General features: G+C 67.6%; 18 protein-coding genes. 14 read left to right on the top strand and 4 right to left on the bottom strand.

The window, feature by feature from the left end; translation table 11 throughout:
• Positions 1–28: 28 nt before the first annotated feature.
• The gene (locus tag K309_RS0105685; RefSeq protein ID WP_029045516.1) at positions 29–1,024 is read left to right on the top strand and encodes a tripartite tricarboxylate transporter substrate binding protein; all 996 of its coding nucleotides are present in this window, start codon (positions 29–31) and stop codon (positions 1,022–1,024) included.
• Between the two features lie 136 nt (positions 1,025–1,160).
• On the opposite strand, the gene K309_RS0105680 is transcribed toward K309_RS0105685, so the two are convergent.
• Entirely contained in the window at positions 1,161–2,942 is a 1,782-nt protein-coding gene (locus K309_RS0105680) for a potassium/proton antiporter (RefSeq protein WP_029045515.1), read from the bottom strand.
• 373 nt (positions 2,943–3,315) lie between these two features.
• Between K309_RS0105680 and K309_RS0105675 the strand changes: the two genes are divergently transcribed.
• From K309_RS0105675 to K309_RS0105665, 3 genes are all read left to right on the top strand, one after another.
• Entirely contained in the window at positions 3,316–3,777 is a 462-nt protein-coding gene (locus tag K309_RS0105675) for a tripartite tricarboxylate transporter TctB family protein (protein WP_029045514.1), read from the top strand.
• 13 nt (positions 3,778–3,790) lie between these two features.
• Entirely contained in the window at positions 3,791–5,293 is a 1,503-nt protein-coding gene (locus K309_RS0105670) for a tripartite tricarboxylate transporter permease (protein ID WP_029045513.1), read from the top strand.
• A gap of 177 nt (positions 5,294–5,470) precedes the next feature.
• On the top strand, positions 5,471–5,944 hold the full coding sequence (locus K309_RS0105665; protein ID WP_029045512.1) for an aminoacyl-tRNA deacylase: 474 nt from the start codon (positions 5,471–5,473) through the stop codon (positions 5,942–5,944).
• 135 nt (positions 5,945–6,079) lie between these two features.
• Here K309_RS0105665 and katG read toward each other — a convergent pair whose 3' ends face one another.
• A complete protein-coding gene (gene katG / locus K309_RS0105660) occupies positions 6,080–8,344 on the bottom strand; it encodes a catalase/peroxidase HPI (RefSeq protein ID WP_029045511.1) in 2,265 nt (754 codons plus the stop codon).
• 374 nt (positions 8,345–8,718) lie between these two features.
• Positions 8,719–9,603 (bottom strand): LysR substrate-binding domain-containing protein, encoded by an 885-nt coding sequence (locus K309_RS0105655; protein ID WP_029045510.1) that lies wholly within the window; start codon positions 9,601–9,603, stop codon positions 8,719–8,721.
• 171 nt (positions 9,604–9,774) lie between these two features.
• On the opposite strand from K309_RS0105655, the gene K309_RS0105650 reads away from it, so the two are divergent.
• From K309_RS0105650 to K309_RS0105635, 4 genes are all read left to right on the top strand, one after another.
• Positions 9,775–10,752 carry a Bug family tripartite tricarboxylate transporter substrate binding protein gene (locus K309_RS0105650; RefSeq protein WP_029045509.1) on the top strand — a complete coding sequence of 326 codons (978 nt, stop codon included), beginning with the start codon at positions 9,775–9,777 and terminating at the stop codon, positions 10,750–10,752.
• A gap of 71 nt (positions 10,753–10,823) precedes the next feature.
• Positions 10,824–12,449 carry a gamma-glutamyltransferase gene (gene ggt / locus K309_RS0105645; protein ID WP_029045508.1) on the top strand — a complete coding sequence of 542 codons (1,626 nt, stop codon included), beginning with the start codon at positions 10,824–10,826 and terminating at the stop codon, positions 12,447–12,449.
• 169 nt (positions 12,450–12,618) lie between these two features.
• The gene (locus K309_RS0105640; RefSeq protein WP_029045507.1) at positions 12,619–13,479 is read left to right on the top strand and encodes a PhzF family phenazine biosynthesis protein; all 861 of its coding nucleotides are present in this window, start codon (positions 12,619–12,621) and stop codon (positions 13,477–13,479) included.
• 80 nt (positions 13,480–13,559) lie between these two features.
• The gene (locus K309_RS0105635) at positions 13,560–14,177 is read left to right on the top strand and encodes a pyridoxamine 5'-phosphate oxidase family protein (RefSeq protein ID WP_029045506.1); all 618 of its coding nucleotides are present in this window, start codon (positions 13,560–13,562) and stop codon (positions 14,175–14,177) included.
• Here K309_RS0105635 and K309_RS0105630 read toward each other — a convergent pair.
• Entirely contained in the window at positions 14,174–15,610 is a 1,437-nt protein-coding gene (locus tag K309_RS0105630) for a CoA transferase (protein WP_029045505.1), read from the bottom strand. The genes K309_RS0105635 and K309_RS0105630 overlap by 4 nt on opposite strands.
• A 260-nt stretch (positions 15,611–15,870) precedes the next feature.
• Here K309_RS0105630 and K309_RS0105625 point away from each other — a divergent pair, with 260 nt between their 5' ends.
• The 6 genes from K309_RS0105625 (at position 15,871) to K309_RS0105600 (ending at position 20,005) form a co-directional block, all read left to right on the top strand.
• Positions 15,871–17,628 carry a glutamine--tRNA ligase/YqeY domain fusion protein gene (locus K309_RS0105625; protein WP_029045504.1) on the top strand — a complete coding sequence of 586 codons (1,758 nt, stop codon included), beginning with the start codon at positions 15,871–15,873 and terminating at the stop codon, positions 17,626–17,628.
• Positions 17,628–17,864: an RNA-binding S4 domain-containing protein gene (locus K309_RS0105620; RefSeq protein WP_029045503.1), complete on the top strand. Its 237-nt coding sequence runs from the start codon at positions 17,628–17,630 to the stop codon at positions 17,862–17,864. Before K309_RS0105625 ends, K309_RS0105620 begins: the two co-directional genes overlap by 1 nt.
• Before the next feature lie 63 nt (positions 17,865–17,927).
• Positions 17,928–18,311 (top strand): MAPEG family protein, encoded by a 384-nt coding sequence (locus K309_RS0105615; RefSeq protein ID WP_029045502.1) that lies wholly within the window; start codon positions 17,928–17,930, stop codon positions 18,309–18,311.
• 3 nt (positions 18,312–18,314) lie between these two features.
• Entirely contained in the window at positions 18,315–18,908 is a 594-nt protein-coding gene (locus tag K309_RS0105610) for a YceI family protein (RefSeq protein WP_029045501.1), read from the top strand.
• Positions 18,909–19,008: 100 nt separating this feature from the next.
• On the top strand, positions 19,009–19,317 hold the full coding sequence (locus K309_RS0105605; RefSeq protein ID WP_029045500.1) for a hypothetical protein: 309 nt from the start codon (positions 19,009–19,011) through the stop codon (positions 19,315–19,317).
• Positions 19,318–19,456: 139 nt separating this feature from the next.
• Positions 19,457–20,005, top strand: a complete 549-nt coding sequence (locus tag K309_RS0105600; RefSeq protein WP_029045499.1) for a YaeQ family protein — start codon at positions 19,457–19,459, stop codon at positions 20,003–20,005.
• Positions 20,006–20,071 lie beyond the last annotated feature (66 nt).

Here is a 20,071-nt window from a genome sequence, read left to right as displayed (position 1 = left end):
GAATCCCTATCCTTCTGTCATCCACAACATGCTGAAAAAACTGCTTGCCGCCGCGCTGACCGCGGCGCTGATGCCCGCCGCCGCCGTGGCGGCCACCAACGCCTACCCCACCAAGCCCGTGCGCTTCGTGGTGCCCTATCCCGCCGGCGGCCCGCTCGACACCGTGGCGCGCGCCATTGGCGACAAGCTGCGCGACAGCCTCGGCCAGCCGGTGGTGGTGGAAAACAAGCCGGGCGCCGGCGGCAACCTGGGCGCGGACTACGTCGCCAAGCAGCCGGCCGACGGCTACACCATCGTCATGGGCGCGGTGGCCACGCATGCCATCAACCCGACGCTGTTCAGCAAGATGCCGTATGACCCCGTGAAGGACTTCGCGCCGATCACGCTGGTCGCCGACGTGCCCAACGTGCTGGTAATGCACCCCGGCAAGGCCGCCGAGCTGCATATCAACAATGTGCGCGACCTGGTTGCCTACGCGCGCAAGAATCCGGGCAAGCTTGACTATGCCTCGGGCGGCAACGGCAGCGCCGGGCACCTTTCGGGCGAGCTGTTCAAGAGCATGGCGAAGATCAGCATGGTCCATATTCCCTACAACGGCGCGTCGCCCGCGCAGCTGTCGGTGCTGTCGGGCCAGACCGACCTGATCTTCGACAACCTCGCTTCGGCATCGGCCAATATCAAGGCGGGCAAGCTCAAGGCCTTCGCCGTGACCACCGCCGGCCGGGCGGCGGCATTCCCGGACTTGCCGACCATTGCCGAGGCCGGCAAGGGGCTGGGGCTCGAAGGCTTCGATATCTCGACCTGGTTCGGCGTGTTCGCGCCGGCCAATACGCCGCGCGAAATCGTGGAGAAGCTGAACCACGAGATCGTGGCGATCCTGAAGACGGACGACATGAAGGCGCGCCTGGCCCGCATCGGGGCACAGCCGGCCCCAACTACGCCGGAGCAGTTTGGCGCGTTGGTGCAGAAGGAACTGAAGAAGTATGCGCAGATCGTGAAGGTGTCGGGGGCGAAGGTCGACTGAGGACAAGCACTCGCGGCACCAACGGTTTGGGGTGCTCCCAGGCCGCGCGAGCTTGCCTAAGTAAGGTAAGGTGTTCTCCCTCTCCCCCAGCCGCTCTCCCTCTCCCGCAGGCGGGAGAGGGGAGACAACCGGCGCATTACGTGCGCTCGCGGCCCGCTTCTTCCCTGCGCCGCCGCACCCACAGTTTCCCGCCGGAATCCCCCTCCAGCCGCGGCAGCAGCAATCCCACCTGCACGATCTCCGCGCCTTCCATCCGCGTGACCGTCAGCGGCACCCCCGCGATCACGACGCTGTCGCCCTCCACCGGCGGCGACGTGAACATGCGCTGCATCGCTTTTTCCAGCGTCAGCGGCTCTTCCTCCGGCGTCAGCTCGCGCGTGCCATAGAGCGCAGCCACTTCGCGCAGCGGCGCATCGCCTGACAGCAGGAAATCGTGCGACACCTGTTCCCACGTGGGCGCCCGGCCCGGGGTCTGGAACAGCGCCGACAGCGTCGGCAACGAGGTGGCCGGCGCCAGCACGCAGACCGCGTCGCCTGCGCGCAATACCGTCTGGCCCGGTTCGGCCAGCGTGTCGTCGCGCGCCACCGTCAGCAGGCGGCTGCGCGGCGGCAGCTCAAGCTGGTCGGCGCGTACGTTTTCCACTGGCGCGTTCGGGCCCACGCAGAACTGCATCACTTCCAGGATCGGCGCGCGCGTGCCGCGCAGCCGCGAACGCGCCACCGGCTCCGGATAGCCTGGCCGGCGCACGCGCGCCAGCCGCGCCGCGACCGATACGGTGGTGCCCTGGAACAGCAGGCTGGCCAGCACCACGGCAAAAGCGATGCGGAACAGCAGGCCGGCCTCCGGGGCCTGGCGCAGCAGCGGGAACAGCGCCAGCACGATCGGCACCGCGCCGCGCAGGCCCATCCACGCGATAAAGCCCTTTTCGCGCGCATTGAAGCGGAACGGCAGCAGCGCCACCCACACCGCCACCGGGCGCGCCACCAGCATCAGGAACGCGGCGACCGCGACAGCGGGCCCGGCCACTTCCAGGATCCGATGCGGCGCCACCAGCAGGCCCAGCAGCAGGAACATCGCCGACTGCGCCAGCCAGGCCATGCCGTCCATCGCGCGCATCACGTCGGCGGTGACCGCGCGCTCGCGGTTGCCGATCAGCATGCCGGTCAGGTACACCGCCAGAAAGCCGCTGCCGCCGGCGGTCTGCACCAGCGCGAACACCATGGCCCCGCCTGCGCACAGCAGGATCGCCTGCAGGCCTTCGGCCACCTGGATGCGCTCCAGCACATGCGCCAGGCAATATCCCAGCGCCAGCCCGAGCGCACCGCCCACGCCGAACTGGACCAGCAGCCTCATCACCAGACCCAGCGGCGTCAGCCCGCCAGGTGCGGTGACCCATTCGATCAGCGTCAGGGTCAGGAAAATCGCCATCGGGTCATTGATGCCCGACTCGATCTCCAGCACGCTCGCGACCCGGTCCTTGAGGCGGATGCCACTGCTGTGCAGCATCGAGAAAACCGCCGCCGCATCGGTCGAGCCGACGATGGCACCGAGCAGCAGCCCGAGCCGCCAGTCGATACCGAGCAGCCACGCCGCGAACACGCCCACCAGCCCCGCCGTCACCAGCACGCCCACGGTCGCCAGCGACAGTGACGGCCTGAGCGCAACCCGGAAGGTGGCAAAGCGCGTGCGCAGGCCGCCGTCCAGCAGGATCACCGCCAGCGCCAGGTTGCCGACCAGGAAGCTGAGCCAGGTGTCGTTGAAGCGGATGCCACCCGGGCCGTCCACGCCGGCCAGCATGCCGACGGCCAGGAACACGAGCAGGAACGGCACGCCGAAGCGTGCCGAAAACGCCCCCAGCACGATGCCCAGCGACATCACGATGCCGCCGATCAGGATGACGTGGTCGATGCTCTCCAAGCTGCTCCTTGCCTCACCTATGTGTCCTTGCCGAAACCTTTCAAACCTTACAGGGCTTTCAGGCCGGCGCTCCCGCGGAGACCGCCATGCGAAGGCGCCGGCTGCTCCGGATGATAGCGCAGCACTTCCGCCACCTTACCCGCCAGCCCGCCTCCAGACTGGCTTTGCGAACCGGCGAGGCGCCTTTTAAGCGCCATCTCACTAGGGGATACCCGAACCATGACCCTGTTTGCAGACATCTGAAAGGTCGCTGAAAGGTCGCCCCCTTAACTTCCACCCTGCCCGCAGGAGGGCCCTTCGTTGCAGACCACATTGATGCGGCGCAACAAAGGGTCAACCGCAGATTTCAAGCGTCTTTTCGAGGAGATTCACTTTGCGCATACGTAGCCAAAAGGACTTCGCCTCCGGCCTGATGTTCATCCTGGTCGGATTCGGCTTTTCCTGGGTCGCACGCGGCTATTCCATGGGAACCGCCGCAAAAATGGGACCCGGATACTTCCCGTTCTGGCTCGGCATCGTGCTCGCCCTGCTGGGCGTGCTGGTGCTGTGGGGCTCGCTGTCTTCCAAGGCTGAGGAAGACCAACTGGCCCGCTGGGACATCAAGACGCTGTTGTGGATTCTCGGCTCGGTCGTGCTGTTCGGCCTGCTGCTCAAGCCGCTGGGCATGGTGCTGTCGGTGCTGGTGCTGGTGCTGGTGTCGTCGATGGCCAGTCACGAGTTCAGCTGGAAGGGCGCCATCCTGAACGCCATCATCCTGGTGCTGATCAGCCTGGGCGCGTTCGTGTACGGCATCAACCTGCAGATGCCGGTGTGGCCGGCTTTCCTGGCAAGCTAAGGAGGCCGCCAACATGGAACTACTCACTAACCTGGGCCTGGGCTTCTCCACCGCCCTGACCTTCCAGAACCTGGCGTACGCCTTCCTGGGCTGCGTGCTGGGCACCCTGATCGGCGTGCTGCCGGGCCTGGGGCCGCTGGCGACCATCGCCATGCTGCTGCCGGTGACCTACACGCTGCCGCCGGTGGCCGCGCTGATCATGCTGGCCGGTATCTACTACGGTGCCCAGTACGGCGGCTCGACCACTGCCATCCTGGTGAACCTTCCGGGTGAATCGTCCTCGGTGGTGACAACCATCGATGGCTACCAGATGGCAAGACGAGGGCGAGCGGGGGTGGCGCTTGCCACCGCCGGCCTGGGCTCGTTCTTCGCCGGCTGCGTGGCCACCATGATCCTGGCCGCGTTTGCCGCGCCGCTGTCGGAACTGGCCTTCAAGTTCGGCCCCGCCGAGTACTTCTCGCTGATGGTGCTGGGCCTGATCGGCGCCGTGGTGCTGGCCTCGGGCTCGCTGGTCAAGGCGATCGCCATGATCGTGCTGGGCCTGCTGCTGGGCCTGGTGGGTACCGACGTGAACTCGGGCGCAGCGCGCTTCTCGTTCGACGTGCCGGAACTGACCGACGGCCTGAACTTCGTCTCGGTGGCAATGGGTATCTTCGGCTTTGCTGAAATCATCGCCAACCTGGAGCAGAAGGAGCAGCGCGAAACCTTTACCGACCACATCACCAACCTGTTCCCGACCAAGGACGACTTCAAGCGCATGATCCCGGCCGTGCTGCGCGGCACCGCGCTGGGTTCGGCGCTGGGCATCCTGCCGGGCGGCGGCGCCTCGCTGGCTTCGTTCGCGGCGTACTCGCTGGAGAAGAAGACCTCCAAGTTCCCGCAGGAATTCGGCAAGGGCGCGATCGAAGGCGTGGCCGGTCCGGAATCGGCCAACAACGCGGCTTCGCAGACCTCGTTCATCCCGCTGCTGACGCTGGGCATTCCGCCCAACGCGGTGATGGCGCTGATGGTGGGTGCGATGACCATCCACAACATCCAGCCCGGCCCGCAGGTGATGACCAGCAATCCGGCGCTATTCTGGGGCCTGATCGCCTCGATGTGGATCGGCAACCTGATGCTGATCGTGCTGAACCTGCCGCTGATCGGCATCTGGGTGAAGCTGCTGAAGGTGCCTTACCGCTACCTGTACCCGGCCATCCTGACGTTCTGCTGCATCGGCGTGTACTCGGTCCAGAACACCACCTTCGACGTGTTCCAGACCGCCGCCTTCGGCGTGGTGGGCTACCTGTTCATCAAGCTGCGCTGCGAACCCGCTCCGCTGCTGCTCGGCTTCGTGCTGGGGCCGATGATGGAAGAAAACTTCCGCCGCTCGCTGCTGCTGTCGCGGGGTGACTTCAGCGTGTTCGTGACGCGTCCGCTGTCGATGGGCCTGCTGATCGCCGCCGCGGTGCTGGTGGTGATCGTGGCGCTGCCTTCGATCAAGGCCAAGCGCGAAGAAGCGTTCCAGGAAGAATAAGCAGGACTTGCCGCCGGCCTGTGGGCCGGCTCGCAATGCAACACTGAGGGCACCGCAAGGTGCCCTTTTTTTGTTGCCGGGAATGGACACGGCGACACGCCTCCACCGGGCCCGCAGCGACCTATAGTATTAGCACCCGGACAACTGTCGCGATGAGCGCGTCGGAGGTTTGAGATCATGACCATGGCTAGTACGCTGGCGAAATGCCTGAGCACCAGGCACAGCCAGTTCGACACCGTTCGGCACCCCTACAGCCTGAGCAGCATGGCCACTGCACACGCTGCACACATTCCCGGAGACCGCCTGGCCAAGACTGTCCTGCTGGAAGACGACAGCGGCTATGTCGCTGCGGTGATTCCTTCCACGCACCACCTGAAACTGGCGGAGATCCGCGAGCAGACCGGCCGCAACCTGTCGCTGGCGCACGAGGATGGCGTGCGCGAAGTGTTCAGGGACTGCGACCACGGCGCGATCCCGCCGGTCGCCATGGCGTATGGCACGCAGACCTGGCTGGACGACAGCCTGCTGACGCATGCCGACGTCTATTTCGAAGCGGGCGACCACCAGGAACTGGTGCACATGAGCACCGACCAGTTCATGGAACTGATGGCCGATGCAAAGCGCGGCCACTTCGCGCACAGGATGATGTAGGGCAATGCCACACCACCGCGGCCGGCGCATGCCGGCCGTTTTTTTCCGCGCCGCCTGTTGATGACGGCGCGCATGCGCCGACCCCGCCACGGCATGACACCGTGACAGGGTCGCGCTGCGCTCAAACAGCGGGCGTCAATCGAGCAGGTCGAAGCGGTCGAGGTTCATCACCTTGGCCCAGGCCGCGACGAAATCCCTGACGAATTTTTCCTGCGCATCCTCGCTGGCATAGACCTCGCAAAGGGCTCGCAACTGCGAGTTCGAACCGAACACCAGGTCGACACGCGTGCCGGTCCACTTCTTGTCGCCGGTCTTGCGGTCGCGCGCTTCAAACAGGTCGCGCTCGTCCGACAGCGGCTTCCATTCCAGTCGCATGTCGAGCAGGTTGCGGAAGAAGTCGTTGGTCAGCGTTTCCGGGCGGTCGGTGAGGACGCCATGCGCATCGGGCCCGGTATGCACGTTCAGCACGCGCAGGCCCCCGATCAGCACCGTCATCTCGGGCACGGTCAGCGTGAGCAGCTGGGCCTTGTCGATCAGCAGGTGCTCGGGGGGGATGCTGTACTTCGCCTTGACGAAGTTGCGGAACCCGTCCGCCTTCGGCTCGAGCGACGCCATCGCCTCCACATCGGTCTGTTCCTGCGAGGCATCCGTGCGGCCCGGCGAGAACGGCACTGTGACCTTGTGGCCCGCCTTCTGCGCCGCCTGCTCGATGGCCGCGCCGCCGGCCAGCACGATCAGGTCCGCCAGCGAGATCTTCTTGCCACCGGACTGCGCGCCGTTGAACTCGGCCTGGATGCCTTCAAGCGCCTTGAGCACCTTGCCCAGTTGCTCGGGCTCGTTCGCGGCCCAGTCCTTCTGCGGCGCCAGCCGGATGCGGGCGCCATTGGCCCCGCCCCGCTTGTCCGAACCGCGGAAGCTCGATGCCGACGCCCACGCGGTCTGCACCAGTTGCGAGAGCGGCAGGCCTGATGCCAGCACTTTCTGCTTGAGCGCGGCGACATCCTGGTCGTTGACCAGAGGATGGTCGACCTTCGGCACCGGATCCTGCCAGAGCAGATCTTCCTGCGGGACTTCCGGGCCCAGGTAGCGCGCGATCGGCCCCATGTCGCGGTGGGTCAGCTTGAACCAGGCGCGGGCGAAGGCATCTGTGAGCTGGTCGGGATGTTCCAGGAAGCGCCGCGAGATCTTCTCGTACTCGGGGTCGAAGCGCAGCGACAGGTCCGTGGTCAGCATCGTCGGCCGCAGCTTCTTCGACGGATCGAACGCATGCGGGATGGTTTCGCCGCCATTCTTGGCCACCCACTGGTTGGCGCCCGCAGGGCTCTTGGTCGGCTCCCAGTCATGGCCGAACAGGTTTTCCAGGTAGCTGTTGCCCCACTGCGTCGGCGTCTTGCTCCAGGTGACCTCCAGCCCGCTGGTGATGGTATCGGCGCCCTTGCCGGTCTGGAAGCTGCTCGACCAGCCCAGGCCCTGCAGTTCGAGATCCGCGCCTTCCGGTTCGGCCCCGACATTGTCCGCCGGTCCGGCACCGTGCGTCTTGCCGAAGGCATGCCCGCCGGCGATCAGCGCGACGGTTTCCTCGTCGTTCATGGCCATGCGTGCGAAGGTCTCGCGGATGTCGTGCGCCGCGGCAAGCGGGTCCGGGTTGCCTTCCGGGCCTTCCGGGTTTACATAGATCAGCCCCATCTGCACCGCGGCCAGCGGGTTCTCCAGATTGCGGCCTTGATCGGTGCGGCTGGCCTCGGCGCCATGCATATCCTCGTCGGCGACAAGCACGCCGGCGTCATCGTACTTGCCCGCCGCACCCTTGCCGTAGCGCAGGTCACCGCCGAGCCAGGTCTTTTCATCGCCCCAGTACACATCGCCGTCAGGCTCCCAGGTGTCCTCGCGGCCACCGCCGAAACCAAAGGTCTTGAAGCCCATGGTCTCGAGCGCGACGTTGCCGGTCAGCACCAGCAGGTCGGCCCACGAGATGTTCTGGCCATATTTCTGCTTGATCGGCCATAGCAGGCGGCGCGCCTTGTCCAGGCTGACGTTGTCCGGCCAGCTGTTGAGCGGCGCGAAACGCTGCTGGCCGCGCCCGGCGCCGCCGCGGCCATCGCCGATGCGATAGGTGCCGGCGGCGTGCCACGCCATGCGGATGAACAGCGGGCCATAGTGGCCGAAGTCCGCCGGCCACCAGTCCTGCGAGTCGGTCATGAGCGCCGCCAGGTCCTTCTTCACCGCGGCGAGGTCCAGGTCCTTGAACGCTTTACGGTAGTTGAAGTCCGCGCCCAGCGGGTTGGACTTGCCGGAGTGCTGGGAGAGCAAGTCCAGCCGCAACTGCTTCGGCCACCACTCGCGATTGGTCGTACCGCCGCCAGCGGTATGCGTGAAGGGACACTTTGCTTCGTTAGACATACGTTCTCTCCTTGGTGGGGACGTACTGCATACGCCTGCCGCGATGGCGTCAGCGGTCGCTCGATTGCTTGTTGTTGCCCGATAGCTGCCTGACTTCGACGATCCCGCTCCGGCGCTTCGCTTCTTGCCGGACCTTCCTGCAATGCAGCCCGGCTGGTTGCCGCCGGTGCGCGGACGCGCGCGGGCGCGCACCGGCGTGATGATCCGGGCGCGCGCAGGGCGAAGCCGCAATGGTCTGACTGACTTCCGCGGCAGCTGTCCGCAACCAAAATATACGCACAGCCCGGCCCGAGGAGAATGCGATTCTGTCTATCTGGCCGATAGACCGTGCTTATGGCGCCAGGGCGACCTGCTCAGGTGCCACTCCGGTGCATTCAGGCGCCAAACAGTTCACTGCACGCCGCCCGCACCGCAGCCGTCACCTGCCCGCGCGCGTGGTCGCGCCGCTCCAGCATGCCGATGTGGCGCATGACCGGCTCGCCGTTGACCAGCAGCGGCAGGATGCGCAGCGCCTCGTCGTCGTGCCAGCGCGCGCGCCGCAGCAGCGGCACCACCGTCACGCCCACCTCCTGGCGCACCAGCTCGACCAGCGCCTCGATGGCGTTCAGTTCCAGGAACTCGTTGACCTTCACGTGCGCGCGGCGCAGCGCGCGCTCGACCAGCACGCCGGTGCGCTGGCTGCGGTCGAAGCGCAGGTATGGGTTCTGCGCAAGCGCCTCGCGCGCGTCCCGGCCGGGACTGCCGCGTGCGGCGATCGCCACCAGCGGCTCCTGGTAAAGCGGCGTCCAGCGCAGCGTGCCGGGAATCCGCGTGGCGCCTTCCACCAGGATCGCCGCATCGAGTTCGCCGGCCTCGACCTGTGCCGCCAGCTCGATCGACTTGGCGCCGACCAGGCGCACGTCGAGCGCCGGGTAGGTGCGCTTCATGCGGGCCACCGCGTGCGACAGGCCGCCCATCACCGAAACCACCGCGCCCACGGCCACGGCACCGGCCATGGCCTGGTCCGATGCCAGCGGCAGCCGCATCTCGTCGTACAGCGCGAGCAGGCGCCGCGCTTGCGGCAATAGCGCGCGGCCATCGGCATTGAGCACCGCAACGCGGCCGTTGCGGTCGAACAGTTCACGCCGCAGCTCGCTTTCCAGCGCGCGCATCTGCAGGCTGACAGCGGCCTGGGTCAGGGCCACCTGCCCGGCGGCCGCGGCGAAGGAGCCTTGCTCGGCTACGGCGACGAAGGTGCGGAGGAATCGGATAGTGCTCATCGGTGTTCGTGCGCAACGCCGGCGAAGCCGCGCCGATACTTAAATTTTTCTTGTGACATCGGAAAGAAATATTAGCTTTCTTTGTGACCGACGGCACGGAATAATTAAGCCGGCTCATCAATTCCTGCCCGCTTATCCTTGCCCGCCCCAAGCCTGACTCCGGAGACAAGCATGAAATCCTGGCTGCGCCTCGCCGGCATCGCCGCCGCCTGCGGCATGTGCCTTGCCGCCACGCCCGCACTGGCCGACAACTATCCCGGCAAGCCGATCCGCCTGATCGTGCCGTTCCCGGCCAGCGGTGCGACCGACCTGCTGGCGCGCGCCATTGCCCAGAAGGTGGGCACCGACATCGGCCAGCAGATCGTGGTGGACAACCGCCCGGGCGCCGGCGGCGCGATCGGCTCCGACATGGCGGCCAAGGCCGCGCCGGACGGCTACACGCTGCTGATCGCGACCACCAGCACGCACTCGATCGGCCCGTACATCAACACCCGCCTGCCGTACAACACCGAGACCGACTTCACCCCGATCAGCCAGGTGGCGATCGCCACCAACGTGCTGGTGGTGCCGAACGGCCTGCCGGTGAAGAACGTGCGCGAGCTGGTGGACTACGCCAAGAAGCATCCCGGCGAGCTCAACTACGCTTCCAGTGGCAACGGCACCGTGGTGCACCTGACGGCCGAGGCGTTCAAGGCACAGGCGGGCGTGTTCATCACCCATATCCCGTACCGCGGCACCGCGCTGGCCGTGCCCGACCTGATCTCGGGCAAGGTGCAGGTGCTGTTCGACAGCATCGTCTCGGGCCTGCCGCACGTGAAGGACGGCAAGCTCAAGGCGCTGGCCGTGACCAGCGCGAAGCGCTCGCCGCTGGCACCGGAGATCCCGACGGCCAGCGAGTCGGGGCTGCCTGGCTTTGAGTCCGATACGTGGTTCGGCATCTACGGGCCCAAGGGAATGCCGGCGGATATCGTCAGCCGGCTCAATGCCGAGTTCAACAAGGCAATCCAGTCGCCGGAAGTCAGGGAGCGCCTGGGCAAGCTGGGCGCCGAGCCAGTCGGCGGCACGCCGGCACAGTTCGCCGCCATGGTAAGGAAGGACAGCGCCCGCTGGGGCAAGCTGATCAAGGATCGCAAGATCACGGCAGAATAACGGCGCCGCGTGCGCCCATGCGGCCGCCCCGACAATGGCCCCGGCCGCCTCCTGAAACGACAGACAAAGCCATGCAGAAATTCAACTGGACCAACCCCTACCCCTCCGTGCGCATCCCGCTGTTTGCGCGCAACGTGGTGTCCACCTCGCACCCGCTGGCCGCTCAGGCCGGCCTGCGCATGCTGCTCAAGGGCGGCAATGCCGTCGATGCCGCCATCGCCGCGGCGGCCGCCATCACCATCGTCGAGCCGGTATCGTGCGGCCTGGGCAGCGATGCCTTCGCCATCCTGTGGGACGGCAAGGAACTGCATGGCCTGAACTCCTCTGGCGTGGCCCCGGCCGCCTGGAACCCGGAGTACTTCAAGAACAAGTACGGCACCGACGCCAACGGCCTGGCCAACCGCCCGATCCGGGGCTGGGACTCGGTCACCGTGCCCGGCGTGATCGCCGGCTGGGCGGCGATGCACGAGCGCTTCGGCAAGCTGCCCTTCGCCGACCTGATGGAGCCGGCGATCGAGATCGCCGAGCGCGGCTACGCCGTGCCGCCGGTGGTGGCGCACAAGTGGGCCGCCGCGGTGCCCGAACTGAAGGACCAGCCGGGCTATGCCGAGACCTTCATGCCCAAGGGCCGCGCGCCGCTGGTCGGCGAGAAGTTCACGATGAAGGCCGCCGCCGAGACGCTGCGCAAGATCGGCGAGACGCGCGGCCGCGCCTACTACGAAGGCGAAATCGCCGAGAAGATCGCCGCCTTCAGCAAGCAGTGCGGCGGCGCGATGACCCTGGACGACCTGCGCAACTACCGCCCCGACTGGGTCAAGCCGATCAGCAAGAGCTACCGCGGCTACGAGTTGCACGAGATCCCGCCCAACGGCCAGGGCATCGCCGCGCTGGTGGCGCTGGGCATCCTCGGCCAGTTCGACATGGCCTCGATCCCGGTCGACTCGGTCGATTCGCAGCACCTGCAGATCGAAGCGATGAAGCTCGCCTTCGCCGACCTGTACCGCTACGTCGCCGATCCGCGCAGCATGGAGGTCACGCCCGAGCAGATGCTGGACGATGCTTACCTCAAGTCGCGCGCCAAACTGATCGACATGCAGCGCGCCACGCACTTCAACTTCGGCATGCCCAAGGTGGGCGGCACCATCTACCTGACCGCCGCCGACGAGAACGGCATGATGGTGTCGTTCATCCAGTCGAACTACATGGGCTTCGGCTCGGGCGTGGTGGTGCCGGGCACCGGCATCAGCCTGCAGAACCGCGGCGTCGGCTTCTCGATGGATCCCAGGTCTGCCAACGCTGTGGCCGGCGGCAAGCGCCCGTTCCACACCATCATCCCGGCCTTCCTGACCAAGAACGGCCACCCGGTGATGAGCTTCGGCGTGATGGGCGGCGACATGCAGCCGCAGGGCCACCTGCAGACGGTGGTGCGCATGCTGGACTACAACCAGCAGCCGCAGGCCGCATGCTGCGCGCCGCGCTGGAAGGTCAACCGCGATTTCACGCTGGACGTGGAAGGCACCATGGACCCGGCCACGGTCGAGGGGCTGAAGGCGCGCGGGCACCAGTTGAAGTCGGTGGACGATCCATACATGGACTTTGGGTCGGGCCAGTTCATCTGGCGCCTGTCGGACGATCCCGAGCAAGGGTACGTGGCAGCCAGCGACAGCCGGCGCGACGGGCAGGCGGTGGGGTTCTGAGCCCGCCGGGCCTGAGCTGCCAGCGACATGCGGAACGCCCCGAAAGGGGCGTTCTTGCTTTCTGCCCCCCATCCCACAACTGGCCCGCTCGCGATCGCAGCAACTGTGCATGGCGCGGGCGCCACGGCTCCGTACACTGGTTCGCCGACAAGCCTCCGGAGCCCGCACCATGACCACCTACGCCTTCCGCCTGCTCAACGTCTTCGCCGAATCCACCTTCGGCGGCAATCCCCTGTGCGTGTTCGAAGACGCGCGCGGCATGGACGAGGCCACCATGCAGGCGCTGGCGCTGCAGTTCAACCTGTCGGAGACCACCTTTGTCCTGCCGTCGGACAATGCCAGCGCAAAAGTCCGCATCTTCACCCCCGGCTATGAGATGCGTTTCGCCGGCCATCCGACACTGGGCACCGCGCACGTGGTCCGCGAACTGGCCGGCACCGGCGATGCGCTGACGCTCGAATTCCTCGCCGGCGTGGTCCCTGTGACGGCGCAGGGCGATGTCTGGACCTTCACCGCGCCGCACAGCGGCGAGCCGAAGACCGCGCCGGCCGGCCTCCCCGATGCCGACATGGCAGCCCTGCTCGGCCTGCACGAAAGCGACTTGCTGATTTCTCCGATGTGGGTCGACACCGGCGCCGACCAGCTGCTGGTGGCCGTGCGCAGCACCGATGCTGTGCGGCGCGCCAATCCTGACAGCGCGCGGCTCGACATCTGGCCGCAGAGCAGCCTCGGCCGCAAGACCGCGTACGTGTTCGCCCTCGATCCCGAGCAGCCGGGCGGCATCCTGTCGCGCTATTTCTTCACCAAGCAGGGCGGCGGCGTGGCCGAGGATCCCGGCACGGGCTCGGCCTGCGCCAACCTGGGTGGCTGGCTGCTGGCCACCAGCCGCGCGCTGCCGGCGGAATACATCATCGACCAGGGCGAGGCCGTCGGCCGCCCGTGCCGGCTGCGCCTGTCGGTCGGCTCGGACGGCGCGATCCGCGTGGGCGGCCGCGTGCTCGAGATTGGCCGCGGCACCGTGACACTCTGAGGGCCACTGCGCAGCCCTGCCGGCTGCGCTACATTGTCGGCTTGCCCCGCCAATCTCCCCGCCCATCGCCCCGATCCGCCATGACCTCGCACGCCATCACCTCCCTGGCCGAACTGGAAGCGCTCTACGCCCAACCCGCGGCGCCGTCGCTGTCCAAGGAAGTCGACTACCTGCACCCGCATTACCGCGCCTTTATCGAGGCCGCACCGTTCTGCCTGCTGTCGACCGTCGCCGCGGGCTGGGCCGAATGCTCGCCGCGCGGCGACACACCCGGTTTCGTGCAGGTGCTGGACGAGCGCACGCTGCTGCTGCCCGACCGGCGCGGCAACAATCGCATCGACAGCCTGCGCAATATCGTGGCCGATCCGCGCGTGGGCCTGCTGTTCGTGATCCCCGGCGTCAACGAGACCATCCGCGTCAACGGCACCGCGCAGATCAGCGTCGAGCCGGCGCTGATCGCGCGCTGCGTGGCCAACGGCAAGGCGCCGACCACGGTGCTGGTGATCACGGTGCAGTCGGTGTTCTTCCAGTGCGCCCGGGCGCTGATCCGCTCGCGGCTGTGGTCCGCGGATGCGCAGGTCGCACGGCAGACACTGCCAAGCAATGGCGAGATCCTGGCCACGCTGAGCGAGAACGCCATCGACGGCGCCGCCTATGACCGCGAGCTGCCCGAGCGGCAGCGCAACACGCTTTACTAACGCGGCAGCCACTCCGGCGCGTGGGTGCCGAGCGGCTCGGACGGCAGCGTCCAGCGCGCCGGCGTCTCGGACAGCTGCGCCGCGTGGCGCACCACGGTCAGCATGCCGAAGCCGGACGGCACCGCTTCGAGCAGGTCGGCGACATCGTCGATCTTCTGCTCGGGCGCCTTCAGCCCCTGCGGCACCCGCCCCAGCCCGCGCAGCCACTGCCCCACCTGCGCCAGCGATACGCGCACGTGCCAGCTGCCGCCTTCCAGCGCGCGCCGGTGCAGCGCGGCCATCGCGCCGAATGCCAGCAGATAGCCCGCGGCATGGTCCAGCACCTGTGCCGGCAACGGGCGCGGCGTGTCGCCGCCGGCCGCTTCCGCCTCGGCCTGGTTGAAGCCGGTGGCGGTCTGCACCAGCGAATCGAAGCCGCGCTTGTGCGCCCACGGCCCGACGTGGCCATACGCGCTCAGCGACACATAAACGATGCCCGGCCGCGCCCGTGCCGCGGCTTCCGGGCCGATGCCCAGTTCGGCCAGCCCGCCAGGCCGGTAGCCCTGCACCATCACATCGGCGCCGTGCAGCAGCTTGTGCAGCGTGCGCTTGTCGTCGGGATCGCGCAGGTCGAGCTGGCAGCTGCGCTTGCCGCGGCCGGTGTCGATCACCAGCGGCGCGATCGACGGCAGGTGCGCGGCGGTCACCAGCAGCACATCGGCACCGTGCGCGGCCAGCGTGCGCCCGGCGACCGGGCCGGCGATGATGCGGGTGAAATCGAGCACGCGCACGCCTGACAGCGGTTGCGCATCGGCCGACGCGGGCGGTGGTAATGGCTGTGGCGGTGCGTCGCCGATACGCTCCAGCGTCACCGGCGGCAAGCCGCGCAGCGCCGCGGCCTGCGGATGGCGGTCCCATTCGTCGAAGCTGCGCAGCGCGGCGACCACCAGGCCGGCGTCGGACGCGGCGGTTTCGAAAGTCTCGGCTTCCCACTTTTCCAGCGCCGCCTGCACCGCCGCCTTGTCATAGGCACAGCCCAGCAAGCGCAGCACGCCGTCGCGGTGGTGCGGGAAATTGGTGTGCAGCCGGACCCAGCGGCCGTCGCCGCAGCGGTAGATGCCGGCGATCTTGTCCCACAGCTCGGGCGCTGGACCGCCGTCGACGCGCAGGTAACGCTCGCTGCGGAACTCGGTGATGGCATGGCGCATGTCAACGCTGACGTCCTGCCAGCGGCCGCCGCGGCCTTGCCACAGCGTGGCGGCGGCCAGCGCCGAAGCGGCGAGGCTGGCCTGCGCAGCGGTCCCCACGGCAAAGCTTGAAGGCAGCACCGGATCGGCGCCGTCCAGGCGCAGGTGGGCCAGCGCCTCGGCCGGCAGGCCGGCATCGCGCCACAGCGCGGCAACGACATCGTGGGGCATGGGCGGCACTTGTGCCGCATCGGGGTGGGCGTTCATGGGCGTTCCTGCAGCGATGGGTGACTGGTGGCCGTAGCCGGCCGGCACGGGTCTCCATGCTACTCCGACACATCACTTTCGGTGCGGCCAACCTGTGCCGGCGGCGGACAAGACCATAAATGAGCCGAGGCTCACGGCGTGCGGCGCCGCCGGCACGGTAAAATCCCCTTATTGGCATTCCGCCACGCAATCTGACGACCCGACCGGCCACCGTATCGATCCCTACCATCGATCCATCCGGCCGGCCAACCGGCGCCACCATGAGCCACGACAACAAGCCTACCGACAGCACCCCAGCCGCCTCCAACTTCCTGCGGAGCATCATCGACCAGGACCTCGCCGCCGGCACCTACGCCGGCCGCCAGGACAAGCAAGGCGAGCCGCTGCCGACCGTCATCACCCGCTTCCCGCCGGAGCCCAACGGCTACCTGCATATCGGCCATGCCAAGAGCATCTGCCTGAACTTCGGGCTGGCGCGCGACTACGGCGGCCGCTGCCACCTGCGCTTCGACGACACCAACCCGGTCAAGGAAGATACCGAATACGTCGATTCGATCATCGACGCCGTGCACTGGCTCGGCTTCTCCTGGGACAGCGAAGGCAAGGACGGCCAGAAGCAGCCGCACCTGTACTACGCCAGCGACTACTTCGACCAGCTCTACGCCTTTGCCGAGACGCTGATCGAGCGCGGCGCCGCCTACGTCGACAGCCAGTCGGCCGAGCAGATCGCCGCCAGCCGCGGCAACTTCTCCGAGCCGGGCAAGCCCTCGCCCTACCGCGACCGCACTGTCGAGGAAAACCTGCAGCTGTTCCGCGACATGCGCGCGGACAAGTACGGCGACGGCGAGCACGTGCTGCGCGCGAAGATCGACATGACCGCCCCCAACATCGTGATGCGCGACCCGGTGCTCTATCGCATCCGGCACGCCCATCACCACCGCACGGGCGACAAGTGGTGCATCTATCCGATGTACGACTTCACCCACTGCATCTCGGACGCGCTGGAGAACATCTCGCACTCGCTGTGCACGCTGGAGTTCGAGAACAACCGCCCGCTGTACGACTGGGTGCTGGAGCACCTGCGCGACGCCGGCGTGTTCCGCGACCCGCTGCCGCACCAGTATGAGTTCGCGCGCCTGAATCTGACCTACGCGATCACCAGCAAGCGCAGGCTCAAGCAGCTGGTCGACGAGAACCGTGTCGACGGCTGGGACGACCCGCGCATGCCCACGCTGGTCGGCGTGCGCCGCCGCGGCTATACGCCGGAGTCGATCCAGCTGTTCTGCGACCGCGTCGGCGTGGCCAAGGCCGACAGCTGGATCGACATGAGCACGCTCGAAGGCGCGGTGCGCGACGACCTGGACGGCCGGGCCGCGCGTGGCGTGGCCGTGCTGGACCCGCTCAAGCTGATCATCGACAACTACCCCGAAGGCCAGAGCGAGGAATGCTCGGCCCCGGTCCATCCGAAGAAGCCGGAACTGGGCAAGCGTGTGTTCCCGCTGTCGCGCGAATTGTGGATCGAGCGCGAGGACTTCAACGAGACCCCGCCCAAGGGCTATTTCCGCCTGTTCCCGGGCAACAAGGTGCGGCTGAAGTACGGCTACGTGATCGAGTGCACCGGCGTGGACAAGGACGCCGACGGCAACGTCGTCGCCGTGCACGCCAGCTACCTGCCCGACACCAAGAGCGGCACGCCGGGCGCCGACAGCGTCAAGGTCAAGGGCGTGATCCACTGGGTCAGCGCCGCTCACGGCTACGAGGCCGAGGTGCGCCTGTACGACCGCCTGTTCAACGACCCCAACCCGGACGCCGGCGGCAAGAACTTCCTGGATGCGCTCAACCCAGACTCCAAGAAGGTGGTCACCGCCTACCTGGAGCCGGGCCTGCGCGAGGCGCGGCCGGAAGACCGGTTCCAGTTCGAGCGCCACGGCTACTTCGTTGCCGACCGCAATGATTCGCAGCCGGGCAAGCCGGTCTTCAACCGCATCGTCGGGTTGAAGGACAGCTGGGGCAAGTGATGGGCAAGGCAACTCCGGTACAGACCATCACCTTCCCGCTCGAGGGCGAGTTCATCGCCCTCAACGACCTGCTCAAGCTGGCTGGCGTGTGCGACAGCGGCGGCGCCGGCAAGGCGCTGGTCGCCGCCGGTGAAGTCTCGGTGGACGGCGCGCCCGAATCGCGCAAGACTGCGAAGATTCGCGCCGGACAGGTGGTAGGCCTGGCGGGCATCGAGATTCGCGTGGTCGCCGCCTGACCGCGCTACCGGCCGCAGCGGCAGCTGAGCCGCTCCGGCGCTGTAACGGAGAGGACCGAAACCATGCCGATCGCGTTCTGGTGCGTCTTGCTGGCCGGCGTGCTGCCGCTCGCCACGGTAGCCATCGCCAAGGCCAGCGCGCCCGGTTTCGACAACCACGACCCGCGCGGCTGGCTCGACAAGCAGTCCGGGCGCGCGCGGCGCGCCGACATGGCGCACCGCAACCATTTCGAGGCCTTCCCTTTCTTTGCCGCAGCGGTGCTCACCGCCAGTTTCCTGCAGGCGCCGCAGGCGCGCATCGACGAGCTGTCGATGGTCTTCATCCTCACCCGCATCCTCTACACCGCGTGCTACGTGACTGACCGGGCCACGCTGCGCACGCTGTGCTGGACCATCGGGTACCTGTCGGTGGTGGGGATTTTCCTGCTGCCGGTGTTCGTGCACTGAGCCATGGCGGCACCCGTTCGTCTGCTGGCCGCCGTTGCGATCGCCATGCTGGGCAGCGCCAGCGCCGCGCCGGTGGAATACACGCTTGACCCGGTCCACACCTCCGTCTATTTCGGCGCCAGCCATTTCGAGCGCAGCTCGGTGCGCGGGCGCTTCGGCAAGATCGACGGCCGCATCGTCTACGACGCCGACAGCGGCGCCGGCGCGATCGACGTGACCGTCGAGCTGGCCTCGGTCGACACCGGCAACCGCACGCTCGACGGCGTGCTGCGTTCGGCACAGTTCTTCGATATCGCGCAGTTTCCGCAGGCGCGGCTGCGCGCCGATCGCTTTATCAGCGACGGCGGCCGGCTTGTGGCGGTAGAAGGCGAGCTGAGCCTGCACGGCGTCACCCGTCCGGTCCGGCTGCAGGCCGAGCGCTTCCGCTGCGGCGAGGTCACGCTGTTCGGCGTGACGCGGCAGGTGTGCGGCGGCGACTTCCGCGCCGAAGTGCCGCGCAGTGCCTTCGGCATGACCCGCTTCGTGCCCGATGCGGGCGACATCGTGACGCTCCATGTGGCGGTCGAGGCATCACCGGCGAGCAACGCCGCGCGCTAGCCCAATGCGTCACCTGCCGGACAGATTTCTCTTGTAGAATCAGCGCTTTGCCGAATCCCTGCCACGCCCGCCGCGTGTGCGGCAACGCGAGACAGAGACCATGTTCGAAATCCATTCCGGCGACATCGTCGCGGCCGCCCTGGCTGCCGCTGGCGCCTGCCTGCTGTGCAGCACTCCGGGCGATTTCCTGCGCCGCTTCCCGCTGTGGGCGGTGCGCACCTATGGCCGCGGTGCCCTGCTGATGCCGTTCCTGGCCATGATGGTCGGGACCTGGCTGTTCCGCCTGGGCGTGGCCGGCCAGCTCGATACCGATGCCGGCCAGGCGCTGGTGGTGGCAGCCGGCTTCCTGACCACGCTGCTGCTGTCGGCGCTGCTGCGCTTCTACCTGAAGGAATACCGCAAGCGCTGAGGCGTCTCCGGCCGGCCGTTTGTGCCGGCTGGCCCACCTTGCCCTGCCCACGCGCGTACGGCGGCGCCGCCGAATCGCGTATGATGCGGCCTTTCGCGTTCCGCGCCGCCGTGCCGGACGCACCCGCAGACCTCATTTCATGGCGCTCAAGTCCACCATCTTCAAAGCCGAGCTGGCCGTCTCCGACATGGACCGGCCCTACTACGGCAGCCACAGCCTCACCATTGCCCAGCATCCGTCCGAGAACGACGCGCGCATGATGGTGCGCCTGCTCGCCTTCGCCTGCGAAGCCACCGAGACGCTCGCCTTCACCCGCGGCCTGGACGAGCCGGACGAGCCCGACCTGTGGGACAAGCGCCTGACCGGCGACATCGCCCATTGGGTCGAGCTGGGCCAGCCCGACGAAGCGCGCCTGAAGCGCGCCGCCGCCCGCTCCGAGCGCGTGACCGTCTACACCTACAGCGGCGCCAGCGCGCGCGAGTGGTGGAAAGGTATGGCGGGCAAGGCCGGCAAGCTGCGCAACGTCACCGTCTACAATGTCCCGACGGAAGCGGTCGACGCGCTCGCCGCGCTGGCGCAGCGCGCGATGCGCCTGTCGGTGACGATCCAGGACGGCGATATCTGGGTCGCCGACGACGACCGCAACGTGCAACTGCAACTGGACGTGCTGCAGCGCGCCCAGGATTGAACGAGGCGGCCACCGCCGCGCTCCCGATTCACCTCGACTGGTCCCTGCCAGTCTTTATCGGAAGGA

It is taken from the genome of Cupriavidus phytohabitans, from assembly GCF_000426345.1.
In the GTDB taxonomy this organism is placed as follows: Bacteria; Pseudomonadota; Gammaproteobacteria; order Burkholderiales; family Burkholderiaceae; genus Cupriavidus.
Note: the sequence above shows the minus strand (reverse complement) of the source record. Positions and strands in the feature narration are given on the sequence as shown.